The organism is Phocaeicola dorei (assembly GCF_013009555.1).
Classification (GTDB): Bacteria; Bacteroidota; Bacteroidia; order Bacteroidales; family Bacteroidaceae; genus Phocaeicola; species Phocaeicola dorei.
Genome location: NZ_CP046176.1, coordinates 4,360,945 through 4,374,559, shown reverse-complemented (window position 1 = coordinate 4,374,559; position 13,615 = coordinate 4,360,945). Strand labels below are relative to the sequence as shown.

Genomic DNA, 13,615 nt, shown 5'->3' with positions numbered 1-13,615 from the left:
ATAATATTATTTTTTAAATGAAATTGACGGATGTGAATACAGAAGAGCTTGATGGCAGAAAATCTTAATTCTATTTAAAAGGGTGAGGTTGGCAAACTGTTTGTACATAATAACATGTATATTTAACAACAAAATTATAAAGAACAAAACTATGTCAATGTATTGGATCTTATTTATTGGAATCGCGGTAATCAGCTATATTGTACAGAATAGTCTGCAAAGCAAGTTTAAAAAATACTCGAAGATGCCTTTGGCTAGTGGTATGACAGGAAAGGATGTGGCTGAAAAAATGTTACATGATAATGGTATTTATGATGTGCGTGTAACCAGCACTCCGGGTATGCTGACCGATCATTATAATCCGGCAAACAAAACGGTGAACCTTAGTGAAGGGGTATATGGAAGTAACAGTGTAGCTGCTGCGGCAGTTGCCGCCCATGAATGCGGACACGCCGTGCAACATGCGCGTGCATACGCTCCGCTAAAGATGCGCTCGGCTTTGGTACCTGTGGTGCAGTTCTCATCTTCTATTATGACTTGGGTGTTACTGGCAGGTATTTTGATGGTGAATACTTTCCCGCAGTTATTATTGGCAGGAATTTGTCTTTTTGCCATGACTACTCTTTTCAGCTTTATTACGTTGCCTGTTGAGATCAATGCCAGCCAGCGTGCGTTGGTATGGTTGAGCAAGGCCGGAATTACCAATTCGTATAACCATCATGCGGCAGAGGATGCGTTGCGTTCGGCTGCTTATACCTATGTGGTTGCGGCACTTAGTTCGTTGGCTACACTGATTTACTATATAATGATTTATATGGGACGTCGCGACTAAGACCTTATAAGGGAAATATATTTTTATTATAGAGGGCTGCCTGTGGGTAGCCCTTTCTGGTTATATTTTGATTTGTTTCGAAATAATTTTTGTTTTAATCTCTTTTTCTTTTCGTTTTAATTTGTATTTTTGTCCCGTCAGCAAAATGAGATAATACCTATGAAAAAACAATTACTGATCTTTTTAACAATTTGTTGTTTCCCGTTTATGCTAAATGCACAAATGCCGGAACGTACTCCCGGGAATATTGCAAAATACAAAGAATTGTGCCGTGCTCATATTTATAAAGATATGAAAGGCATGTATCGTGAAGCCGGAGGAGCTTTAGTCTTTCCGTTCCTTGCTCCGGGAAGTAATCAATACTTGGATATGCTATGGGATTGGGATTCTTGGTTGAGCAACATCGCTCTGCGTCAAATCTTATTAGAGAACGGCACGGAAAAGGATAAGCAGGAGGTCCTGAAGTATGAACAGGGATGCATCCTCAATTCCTTGCACTATGGAGGTATGGACGGTTGGATTCCTATCTGGATAGAACGGAATGCCCCTAGCCGCGAAGAGATGTTGAAAACACGGAACCCTTGGAAAAGCAATATGCACAAACCTACATTGGCACAACATGCCGCCTTTATTGTCCGCAATATGAACGGGGATGCGGAGTGGTTGCGCGATGATTTTTATACGTTGCAGGCATTTGTCTGTAAATATTTGAATTTTCATCGTCACAAGGCGACCGGGTTATTCTATTGGGAAACTGATGAGGCTATCGGAGTTGATAATGATCCCAGTACTTTTTATCGTCCTCAAGGCAGTTCGGGATCCATCTTCTTGAACGCGTTGATGTATCGCGAATTACAGGCTATGGCATACTTGGCCGGCTGTCTGAATTTGGATGATATAGCAGTTTCCTTTGAGAAAGAAGCGGCGGTATTGAAAGGAAAGGTACAAGAACATTGTTGGGACCCGCGTGACCGTTTTTATTATAGTGTGGATTTGAATCTGCTTCCGGTGGAGAAACCGGATATAAAGGGGCTGTACCCGGGACAATTGTTTCTGCACGTAGGGCAGCCGCGTGATTATGATTGTTTGATTCAGCGTCTTAGTGTGTGGAGCGGATTTATGGCGATGTGGGCTGAAATAGCCACTCCGGAGCAAGCAAAGGAAATAGTGCGGATTCATTTTCATGATACTTGCTCCTTTAACGCTCCGGCGGGAATCCGTACTTTGTCTCCTTTGGAAAAAATGTATAATGTACGTGCCAGTGGGAATCCGTCTTCCTGGCAAGGTCCGGTTTGGATTAATGTGAATTATCTGGTCTTTCGTGGATTGGTGAAATATGGATTTACGGAAGAGGCCCGGGAATTGGCGGAAAAGACCATTTTGCTTTTGGGACGTGACTATGAACGTTTCGGGGCATTACATGAATATTATCTGCCTGATAATGGTGAGCCGGTATTGAATAAAGGTTTTCAGAACTGGAATTTACTGGTGTTGAATATGGCTGCATGGTTGGATGGGAAACCGTTCGTTACTGAATTCTAGGTATGAAGCTGCCTCTTGACATAGAGCGGGAATTAATTCGGAAACTTATAAATGGAGACAAGATTGCTTTCAGTCATCTTTTCTCTTTTTATAAGTCCCAGGTCCTTTATTATTGTGTCCATTTTGTCAAGGATAAAGAGATAGCTGAGGATATAACACAAGATATTTTTTTGATCGTTTGGGAAAAGAAGGAAGATATTCGGATTGAGCAGTCTTTTTCCGCTTTTCTTTATACTATAGCAAGAAATCGTATTTACGATATATTTCGTTCTCTGTCTGCCCGATCTGTGCTATACGAAAAACTGATGGAACAGGCCATTGATTATGTAGATGATGTAGAGAAGAGTCTGGAAGAAAAGAATATTCAGGAATTGATTGCACAGGCTTTGGAACAGCTGAGTCCGCGCCAACGGGAGATTTTCGAATTGAGCCGGAATAGAGGACTGTCTCATAAAGAAATAGCTGAACAACTTGGTTTGTCTGTTTATACCGTGCAAGATCATATAAAAAATGCATTAGAGAAAATTCGTGCTTGTCTGATCCCTTTCATAAGTGCCTGTCCAATACTTGTAAGCCTAATCATATTAAAATACGTTAAACCATAAGATTCCTATCCCCACCTTTTGCTTTTGATTCGTATCCTTTATAGAGAAACGAAAGAAATGCATAATGAAAGAAAAACAAAAGATACATTATTCGGTTTGGAAAAGATTTGTTGACGGTATTTATACCTGTAAGGATATTGAGGAACTGTTGGCAGACAAAAAGACAGACCGGTCAAAAGACTTTGATGAAGCTTCTGCTTGTTTATGGAAAACTGGTGAGGAAGAGTCTTCATCCTCATGGGAGGAATGGATTTCCAATGAGCGTCAGGCACTTCAAATTATCAGCAATTACGAGGACAGGCGTCGGAGTCAATCTATCTATTTAGTAAAAAAATGGGGGAGCATTGCTGCGGCTGTATTGCTTTGCATCGTTTTGAGCGTAGTTTATTTTGCTAATCCGGCAGACATGAAGGTTGCTCAATATGAAATACACGTACCTTATGGTAAAAGACAAAAAGTGGTGCTCCCTGACGGGACAAAAGTGATCTTGAATGCAGGCTCTTATATGAAATATCCGAGGCAGTTTGGAAAAGAAGACCGTTACGTTCATTTCAAGGGAGAGGCTTATTTTGATGTAGCTAAAAATAAAGACTGTCCTTTCATTATTCAAAGTCAGGATTATAAAATACGTGTTTTGGGTACTACTTTTAATCTGAATAATTATGAAGATAGTGAGGAACTGCAACTGACTCTATGCACAGGAAAGGTGCTGATGAATTTCGGCGAAGAACAATTGAAACTGACTCCCGGAGAGCAATTGGTATTGGATAAAACCAATATGCATCTGGAACGTGAGCATGTGAATACTCAAAATTATATGTTGTGGATGCAGAACAAGTTATACTTTAACCGTACTCCGATACAAGAAGTGACGAGGAGGTTGGAACGGGTGTATAACTACACTATACAATTGGACTCAAGTTTTGTCTTTAATAATTTTCTTTCAGGTACGCATGATAATAGGAGTTTGGAGGCGGTTTTGGAGTCCATTCGCTTGGCTACGGGAATTAAATACAGGAAAGAAAACAATTCGTATATTCTATATAAATAATACCTTAATAATTAAATAATCAAGATCTATGAAACAACATGCGAAGAGGGCTTCGTGGGCCCGAGTATTGCTTGTACCGACCTTGTTGCTAGGTTCGGCATCTATGGCTGCTTTCCCTGTGCATGCAGCACAAGTTGAATTGAATCAGACTGTTACATTGCAGATGCGTAAAGTAAAATTGGCTGATGTGTTCAAGAAACTGAGTAACCTTTCCGGTTATGAGTTTTTCTATGATGAGAGTGTTGTCCAAAAGTATAATACGATTGATATTGATTTGGACAATGTAAGTTTCGACCAGGCTTTAGAGCAAATCAGGAAACAAACTAGTCTGCAATTGAGCAAGGTGAATAATACCATTGTGGTGAGTCTTGCCAAACAAGTACTGGCATCTTCCGGTAAAGTACAGGCTTCCAGGCATAGAGTCACCGGTAGAGTAACCGATGCTAATAATGAGCCGCTGATTGGGGTAAGTATAGTTATTCAAGGAAATAGCGGAGGAACTATAACGGATATTGACGGACGTTATACGTTGGAAGAAGTGGATGCCGATGCCACTTTGGTCTTCTCTTACATCGGTTATGTTCCACAGAAAATAGTTGTCGGAAATCAGCAGACATTGAATGTACAAATGAAAGAAGACAACCAGACTTTGGAAGAAGTCGTAGTAATAGGTTATGGTGTGCAAAAGAAAAGGGATATGACCGGTTCCATTGCTTCTATTAAAAGTAAGGATATCACAGCTATTCCTACTACCAATGCCTTGGAGGCATTACAAGGAAAAGTAGCCGGACTTGATCTTACAAACTCTTCGGGGCAAGCAGGAAGCACACCTAATTTTACAATCCGTGGAGAGCGTTCATTGACGGCTAGTAATGCTCCGTTGATTCTTGTGGATGGTATTGATTATGGTACCTCGCTAGATATAAATCCCACTGATATAGAATCTATTGAAGTGTTAAAAGATGCCTCTTCTACAGCTATTTATGGAACACGGGGTGCGAATGGTATTATTATGATTACGACTAAAAAGGGAAAAGAAGGAAAGTCAAAAGTATCCTTTAATGCTTTTGTTTCTTCTACCATGATAACTGATTATCCTGATATCATGGATGCTGAAGAATATGCCCAATACAAAAGAGAGGCCTATCGGGACAGAACAACAGGAAAATACGCAGAGGATGCTGCTGTATTTGCTCCTGAAGAACTGACTTATCTGGAAAAAGGATATGATACGAACTATCGTGACATGTTGATGCACAACGGATTTAACCAAAATTATGAGGTGTCTGTATCCGGGGGCAATACGAAAACCAAACATAATATATCTTTGGGTTACAGAAGCGAAGAGGGACTCTTTAAGGATGATAACTATAAACGGTATAATGCCCGTGTAGCACTGGACCATCAATTGTTTGACAATGTGCAGGTAGGGACAAACATTATCTATGCCTATGTAGATAAGAATAATCGTTATAGTCCGCTGAATATGGCTAATAAAATTGTTCCTATCTCGAAACCTTATGATGAGGAGGGGAATTTAGTGATGTATCCGTCTCCCGGTTATAATACTCAGATGAATCCGTTGATTGACGATCAGGAGGGCATGCGTGTGGATAATACCATCCAGGAGCGTTTCTTCGGCAGCTTGTACCTGAACTGGAATATCACCAAGGATATTTTATTCCGTACAACGCTGGGATTGAACTCAGTGAATGTGCGTAGAGGCTTTTTCTGTGATAAGAACTCGTTGCAGGGAAGTGGCAAGGATTCACAATCCTATAAAGAGCACACCATGACACGTAATCTGACATGGGAGAATGTGCTGACTTATTCAAAGGACTTCTCTGATATCCATAGTTTGCAGGCAATGGTTGGAACCAGTACGATTCTCAACTCTAAAGAATATACCTATGCAGGTGGAAAGGGACAAGTATATGCTGATAACTGGTTCCATAATTTGTATTCCAATGAAAAAGAAATCACTATAAAGAGTTCACTGGTTGATCAAAATCTGGCTTCCTTCTTTGGGCGTGTTAATTATAAATTGATGGATCGCTATATGCTGACTGCTTCTTTGCGTGCCGATGGTTCTTCTGTTTTTGCACCAGGTAAGAAATGGGGCTACTTTCCGTCTGTAGCACTGGCCTGGCGTATCAATGAAGAGAATTTCCTGAAAAATGTGGATGCTATTTCAAATTTAAAACTCCGGTTGAGTTGGGGACAATCTGGCCAATGTGCTATTGATCCTTATCAAACCGTTGGTTTGCTGGGTAACTCCACTTATTCGTTCAATAATGAGGGAGCTTATGGATTCTATCCTAAAACGATGTCAAACAAGGAACTGACTTGGGAAACTACCACGCAGTATAACCTTGGTCTGGATTTCGGATTTTTTAATAATCGTATTTCAGGTAGTATTGATATTTACAAGGCAGAAACCCGGGATATTTTAATGAATCGTGTAATTCCATCTATTAACGGTTATGCTTCGGTTATGGAAAATATCGGTAAGACTGAAAGTACTGGTGTTGATTTGACACTGAGCACGGTTAATATTCAAAACAAGAACTTCTCCTGGTTCTCAGATTTCTCATTGTCACACAATAGGGAAAAAATAAAAGAACTTGCTTCGGGACAATTAAAGGATGAGGCGAATGCTTGGTTTGTAGGAGAACCTTTCAAAGTGTTTTATGATTATAAGAAAGAAGGTATCTGGCAATTGGGTGAAGAGGCTGCCGCTGCTGCCAATGGACAGGAACCGGGTGATATAAAGGTACAGGATGTGGATGGTAATGGTGTCATAACGACAGATGATCGTATCATTTACAGTCAGCGTCCGGATGTAACTTTTGGTTTCAATAATACTTTTAATTATAAGGGGTTTGATTTGTCTGTATTCTTGTATGCTCGTTTGGGTCAGTGGATTGCGTATGATTATAATACTACGTATCGTATCAATGCGTTGGAAAATGGTGGAAATGTAGATTACTGGACTCCCGAGAACCCTACCAATGCTTTTCCGCGTCCTAATAAAAGTAAGAGTTATACACAGGTTACTTACTATTCAACGTTGAAGTATGAAGATGGTTCTTTCTTTAAAATACGCGATATTACGTTGGGATATACTTTCAAACCGGAACTTTTGAAACATCTCAATCTATCCAGACTCCGTGTATATGCTACAGCAAAGAATTTCTTTACTTTCAGCAAGATTGATAATTATGATCCCGAACAGGGAGGAAGTATTTCTTTCCCTATGACAAAACAACTTGTATTTGGTCTGAATGTAGAATTTTAACTGGTAAAGAATGAAAATTATGAAACGAATTACATTATTATATGCATTGGCAGCTACTCTTATGGTTTGCTCGGGCTGCTCTGATTTTTTGGAAGAACACAATCGTAGTGCGGTTACTACCGAAGGTGGTTATTATGATACTGAGAAAGGTTTTGAGTCTTTGATTAACTCTTGTTATACTCCCTTGCGTTTTTGGGGTGGAAAGTCTGCTGCTATGGCATTCAGTGAAACGGGAACGGATATATTGGCTCCGGGCGGCGGTTGTGATTATCCCGCCATTGTTTCTTATCAGAATGATTTTGATGGGACCAATCCTATCAGTAAAGAGTATTATGACCGTTTTTACAAAGCGATCAACTTTTGTAATACAGCCATCTATCATGTAAAGAATGTTCTGTTCAGTGATAAGGCACTTACCAGTAAACGAGAAGCAGAGGTGCGTTTCTTACGGGCGTATTATTATTGGATTCTGGTGGAAACATTTGGAGATACTTATTATACGGATCAGCCATCGGAGTCTATTGTTATGGCACCTAGGAAAACCTCGGTTTCAGAGATTTATACTCATATTTTTGAAGATTTGGATTTTTGTATGGATAGCCGGTTGTCTGTTGCGCAATCGGATGGAGGGCGTGTTACGATGTGGGCTGCCAAAGCTTTGAAGGCTCGTTTGCTATTGACTAGAGCAAGTGAATTGAATGATAAAGCATTGTATGAACAAGCCTATACTTTGGCAAAAGAAGTGATTGATAATGGCCCTTTCGAGTTATCAAAGGATTTTGCCTCAGTATTTGATATGGAAAATTCTGATGGAAATGGCAATAAGGAAGTGATTTGGTATATTGATTATTCTTCTACTAATCAGTTGTATAATCAGGAAATGGATAATGATATTATTCGTTCAGGGGGTAACCATACTCATTTGATTTTCTGTATGAAGTATGATGACCAGCCCGGTATGGTCAGAAGCATAGAATATGGTCGTCCTTTTAATCACTATATGCCGACGCGTTATTTGCTGGATTGTTATGACGAGAATATAGACCAACGTTTTGAAGTGACTTTCCGTTCGTTATGGAAGGCTAATGGAGGAAAAACCGGAGATAACTACCCTTATATGGTACAAGGGGATACTGCTATATGGGTAACAAAAGATGTTGTTCCTCAGGTAAAGCGTCAGTGGGCCAAAGGACGTTATCAGATACTTGATCGGACAGATATTTATCATGAAGATGGTTCTGTAAAAAGTCAGAAACAATGTATGCCTATCTCTAAATTTGAAGACCCTACTCGTGCTACGGTGAACGAGGATCGTGGAACACGGGATGCTTTTATAATCCGTGTGGCAGAAATGTATTTAATTGTGGCGGAAGCAGGAGCAAAAGCCGGCAAAGCGGATGCGTTGGCTTATATGAATATTCTTCGTTCCCAAAGAGCTAAGGCTGGCAAAGAGGAGGCTATGAAAGTTGCTCAAAGTGACATTGAGGATATTGATTTCATATTGGATGAACGTGCTCGGGAATTGGTCGGAGAACAATTGCGTTGGTTTGATTTGAAACGAATGGGAAGTGAAATATTTATCCGTCGGATAAAAGCCGGAAATCCTGATGCCGGTAAAAATGTGAAAGCTTATCATATGTTGCGTCCATTTCCACAAACTTTATTGGACGCCATAACGAATAAAGACGAATTTTTACAAAATGAGGGATATAAATAGGCTTGTAGGAAATAGGGTGAAAAGGTAGTTAGGGAAAATGGCAGCTGTTGGTTCTTATACCAAAGTTGCCGTTTTTTTCTATTTTAACCTTGTATTTTATGTCTAATTGATAATTTATTCTAGGAGGAAATCTACATTTGGTTATCTTTGTACTTTGTTTGGTAAATCGATATAAAATGGAAAACACAATAAAGTTAAAATATATATGGGGCATCTTGTTGTTAGCTCTTCATTTTGTTTTTGTCAAAGGACAACCGATTTGTGTTGCACGTCAATATACTGTTAGAGATGGATTGATTCAAAGTAATCCGGCGCAGATTCTTCAAAGTCATAATGGTTTTATATGGGTTAGTACTTGGAATGGGGTAAGCCGGTTTGATGGACGCGATTTCGAGACTTTTCAGTTTGATTCTCTTTTGAACCAGCACATGCAGCGGCTGGAGAATACGGCCGACGGCAATTTATGGATGATTGCATACGATCGTCATAGCCTGTATTTATATGATATTCGTGAAAATAAGCTGATTAATGTTCTGAAACAGTATGAACAACATTTTAATACTCCGTTGCAAATAGAAAATTTGTATCCTTTATCCAAAGGGATTACTTGGGTTACTTTAAATAATGGAGGATGTTTCAGAATTTCAGATAAAGAGTGTACTGTTTCTTCAGGGATTCAGTATATTACAGCTATTGATGATGTGGAACTGGGGAAAGTCAGTAGGGTCTTTGAAGATAAACAGGGAGAGGAATGGGTATTTAGTGACAAGGGAGTTAGCATATTTGGCAAGCGGACCATTAGTTCATATCCCTTTTCTATGTTCGAAACAATGGATAATCTTGTTTTTCTTGCATCACAGAATGGCAGACTAGCCTATTATGATGTAAATACCATGCAATTCAACATCGTTCCTTTTCAAGAGAAGATTCAGCATATAAACGGAATTAAAGTGTTGAAAGATAATCAGCTGGCTGTTTTGTCTGATAAAGGTTTGTACCTATGCCGTTTCCCTGAACTGGCGATGGAGAAATATGATTTCTCTCTTCCGGGGCATGACGATGCGGCTGTGAGAAAAGTCTATCAGGATTCTAAAGGATTTCTATGGATATTTACCGGATTGCCGGGAATTATCCGGCTTGATCCGGAAACCGGAGTGAAACAATATTTGAATACTCCTTCCGGATACATGGCTTCTTCTCCGGAAAATGAACTCTTTATTTATGAAGATCCTAACGGAGTGGTTTGGACTATTCCTTATAAAGGTATATTCAGTTATTATGACGAAAAGAGCCGGGAGTTAAAAGTCTATTTTACACCGGGAAGGAATCATATACCTTATTCTCCTATTATTAAAACAACTTATGTTGACAAACAAAATAATTTGTGGATCAAATCCCAGCGCTCATTTATAAAAATGTTCTTTCCGCCTAGTCCCTATACTTATAGGGAGTTGGACAATTATTTTGATACAAAATCATTTCTGTTTGATAGCGACGAACATTTATGGATTGCAACAAAGAAAGGGATTATACGTATTATGGATTCACAGAAAAACTTGCTGGGTTATTTGTCGCCTGATGGGGAACTGGCTCAAACGGAAACAGTTTTTGCAGAAGGTGGAATCTATGTCATGCTGAAGGATCAGGCGCAGACAATATGGCTTGGCAGTAAGGAAAACGGATTGTTCAGGCTTGTTCCTCGGAATCGTCCTTATCATTATGAGGTATATCATTATATGAATAATCCGTCGGATCCTTATTCCATCAGTGACAATAAAATATCATGCATTGATGAGGATCATAACGGAAGTATTTGGATTGGTACTTACGGTGGCGGATTGAATTTGGTTGAGGAAAAGGAAGATGGGGCGATACGTTTTATTCATGCGGAGAATAAATTGTCCGGTTTTCCTATTAATCGTACCAACAGTATTCGTTGTATGGTGGAGGGACCCGGTCATACTATGCTGGTGGGTACTATAGAAGGTTTGATTACTTTTTCTTCTGATTTTTCGGATTACGAAAATATTCGTTTTTATCTTAACCTTCCTCGTCCGCAGGCGGCTGACGGGTTGTGTAGTGCTGATGTGATGTCTGTTTTACGAACGACAGATGAAACTATCTATTGTTATTGTTATGGAGGTGGCCTTTGCAAGTTGGTTTCATCAAATTTATTATCTGATGAACTTCGATTCCGGTCGTTCGGCAAAGAGACATCTCCGTTGGCTAGAGCCTTGATTGAAGATAAAAATCATAATATATGGATCGGCTCGGAAACGGATATCACTCTGTTTGATGTGCACGATCAGACTTTTGAGTCTTTTGGAGAAACTTTTTTCAATCGTTCTTTTAATTATAGTGAATGTCTTCCGGTTGCAGACAGGCAAGGGGATATCTTAATGGGTACAGAAGGCGGTATGCTTGTCTTTTCTCCGGATAGTATCGTTAAGCAGGCTTATGAAGCTCCTATTGTAGTGACAGGTATAAAATATTCGGAGGATAATTTATCTCATGTATTGAGTGATGCGGATTATTTAGAGATTCCTACCCGGCGGAGGAATTTTACCATCTCATTTGCTGCGTTGGATTATACTAATTCCTTGGATATCGAGTATGCTTATAAGTTGGATGATAATCAATGGTATTATATAGGTAAGAAGAACTCGGTTAGTTTTGTAAGTCTTCCGGCAGGAAAATATCAATTTCAGATAAAGGCGACCAATGGGGATGGTATTTGGATGAACTCTGTGAAAACGGTTACTTTACAGGTATTACCCACCTTTTGGGAAACCGGTTGGGCTAAGGCTTTTTATATAGTTGTTGTCTTGGTGATATCTTTAGCTATCGGATATATTTTTTTCTATATTTACTATTTGAAACATAAGGTAAATATGGAACAAAGATTGGCGGAAATAAAAGTACGTTCTTTTATTGATATCTCACATGAACTACGTACTCCTTTAACCCTTATATCCGGTCCGGTATCCGAAGTGTTGTCCCAGGAGCCTTTGACTTCCCGGACCCGGCATCATCTTCAATTGGTGCAGAAAAATATCAATCGTATGTTATTGCTCATTAATCAAGTATTGGATTTCAGAAAGATACAGAATAAAAAAATGGGCTTGACTATTGAATACCGGGATATCATTATCATGCTTCATAATATAATGGATAATTTCCGATTGTTGTCTGAAGAGAAAAATATAAATTTTTCTCTTCAGACAACGTTGCCTTCTGTTTTTTTGTGGATAGATAGTGATAAGTTCGAGAAAATTATCTTTAACTTGCTTTCCAATGCCTTTAAGTATACACCGGATAACAAGTCGATTACCTTGATTGTGATGGAAAGCGGACAGTTTGTTTCGATTGCCGTAAAAGATGAAGGTATTGGCATTCCCAAAGATAAAGTGCCATCCATATTTGAACGTTTCACTACAGTGTCCAAGGAAAATGACATGCAGCCTTCATCGGGTATAGGGCTTTCGCTGGTGAATGAGTTGGTTAAAATGCTGCATGGGGAAATTCAGGTCGAAAGTGAAGTAAAGAAAGGAAGTGTATTCAAACTGGTTTTGCATAAGGGAAAGGAAATATATGCTCAGGATAAAAATGTTGAATATATATTGAACGACACTTCGGAAGAACAGGAAACGGTCTTGGCGGAACCGGAACAAAATGATGAAATATCTTTGCCGGACATGCCTCCGGCAACAAAAGAAACTTTAGTAAAAGTGATGGTAGTGGAGGATAATGCTGAGTTGCGTCAATTTATATGTGAAATATTGTCAGGTACTTACCGTGTTGTTGGAGTTGCCGATGGAGTGATGGCATTGGAAGAGATAGAAGAGGAAGTTCCGGATTTTATTATTACAGATATTATGATGCCGCGTATGGATGGTATTGAATTGATAAGGCACATCAAGGAGAATGTCAATACTTGTGATATCCCTATTATTATCCTTTCTGCAAAATCGTCTGTTGAGGATCGTATTCAAGGTTTACAATTAGGGATTGATGATTATATACCTAAACCTTTCAGCAGCGATTATTTAAAATCGAGAATTGAGAACTTGATCAGGCAAAGAAAAGTGCTTCAGTCGGTTTTTTTGTCAAAATATGGTGCTCAGCCGAAGAAAGAACCTTTAGAAGCCATCGCTTATCCTGTGTCGCAAATTGTTCCTTTGGATGAGCTGTTTATGCAGAAGCTGGTAGGGTTTATGGAAGAGAATTACAGTAATCCGGGACTGCGGGTTAATGATCTGGCAGAGTTCATGAATATGAGCCGTTCTGTATTCAATCGGAAAGTGAATGGTATCATGGGGATTTCTCCGATAGAATATATAAAGAATTATAGGTTGAATAAAGCGAAAAGTTTTATACAAAGTGGTATGTCTTTCTCTGAGGTTGCTTTTGCCGTCGGCTTCTCTGATCCCGGTTACTTTGGCAAGGCGTTTAAAAAAGCATTTAATCAGACTTTGACTGAGTATAAAAATAATAACTAAGTTCCGTTTTGTGCTGTTTATGAAGGTAAATAGCAAGAAAATACCTTATTGATGTAAGATTTTACCTTTGG

General features: G+C 39.3%; 7 protein-coding genes. All 7 read left to right on the top strand.

The window, feature by feature from the left end:
- Positions 1-151: 151 nt before the first annotated feature.
- Complete coding sequence (locus GKD17_RS18105; protein WP_005842367.1) at positions 152-832, top strand: zinc metallopeptidase; 681 nt, start codon at positions 152-154, stop codon at positions 830-832.
- Positions 833-991: 159 nt separating this feature from the next.
- Positions 992-2,374 (top strand): MGH1-like glycoside hydrolase domain-containing protein, encoded by a 1,383-nt coding sequence (locus GKD17_RS18100; RefSeq protein ID WP_032935375.1) that lies wholly within the window; start codon positions 992-994, stop codon positions 2,372-2,374.
- 2 nt (positions 2,375-2,376) lie between these two features.
- Complete coding sequence (locus GKD17_RS18095; RefSeq protein ID WP_007830947.1) at positions 2,377-2,979, top strand: RNA polymerase sigma factor; 603 nt, start codon at positions 2,377-2,379, stop codon at positions 2,977-2,979.
- Between the two features lie 64 nt (positions 2,980-3,043).
- Positions 3,044-4,030, top strand: coding sequence for a FecR family protein (locus GKD17_RS18090; RefSeq protein WP_007830948.1), 987 nt, complete (start codon positions 3,044-3,046; stop codon positions 4,028-4,030).
- Between the two features lie 28 nt (positions 4,031-4,058).
- A complete protein-coding gene (locus GKD17_RS18085; protein WP_007830950.1) occupies positions 4,059-7,328 on the top strand; it encodes a TonB-dependent receptor in 3,270 nt (1,089 codons plus the stop codon).
- 19 nt (positions 7,329-7,347) lie between these two features.
- Positions 7,348-9,045, top strand: coding sequence for a RagB/SusD family nutrient uptake outer membrane protein (locus GKD17_RS18080; RefSeq protein WP_022185921.1), 1,698 nt, complete (start codon positions 7,348-7,350; stop codon positions 9,043-9,045).
- 176 nt (positions 9,046-9,221) lie between these two features.
- Positions 9,222-13,544 (top strand): hybrid sensor histidine kinase/response regulator transcription factor, encoded by a 4,323-nt coding sequence (locus GKD17_RS18075; RefSeq protein WP_007830953.1) that lies wholly within the window; start codon positions 9,222-9,224, stop codon positions 13,542-13,544.
- Positions 13,545-13,615 lie beyond the last annotated feature (71 nt).

What these genes read in the sequence shown, in the direction of transcription:
- GKD17_RS18105 (WP_005842367.1), top strand. Translation starts at nt 152, where the DNA reads ATGTCAATGTATTGGATCTTATTTATTGGAATCGCGGTAATCAGCTAT.
- GKD17_RS18100 (WP_032935375.1), top strand. Translation starts at nt 992, where the DNA reads ATGAAAAAACAATTACTGATCTTTTTAACAATTTGTTGTTTCCCGTTT.
- GKD17_RS18095 (WP_007830947.1), top strand. Translation starts at nt 2,377, where the DNA reads ATGAAGCTGCCTCTTGACATAGAGCGGGAATTAATTCGGAAACTTATA.
- GKD17_RS18090 (WP_007830948.1), top strand. Translation starts at nt 3,044, where the DNA reads ATGAAAGAAAAACAAAAGATACATTATTCGGTTTGGAAAAGATTTGTT.
- GKD17_RS18085 (WP_007830950.1), top strand. Translation starts at nt 4,059, where the DNA reads ATGAAACAACATGCGAAGAGGGCTTCGTGGGCCCGAGTATTGCTTGTA.
- GKD17_RS18080 (WP_022185921.1), top strand. Translation starts at nt 7,348, where the DNA reads ATGAAACGAATTACATTATTATATGCATTGGCAGCTACTCTTATGGTT.
- GKD17_RS18075 (WP_007830953.1), top strand. Translation starts at nt 9,222, where the DNA reads ATGGAAAACACAATAAAGTTAAAATATATATGGGGCATCTTGTTGTTA.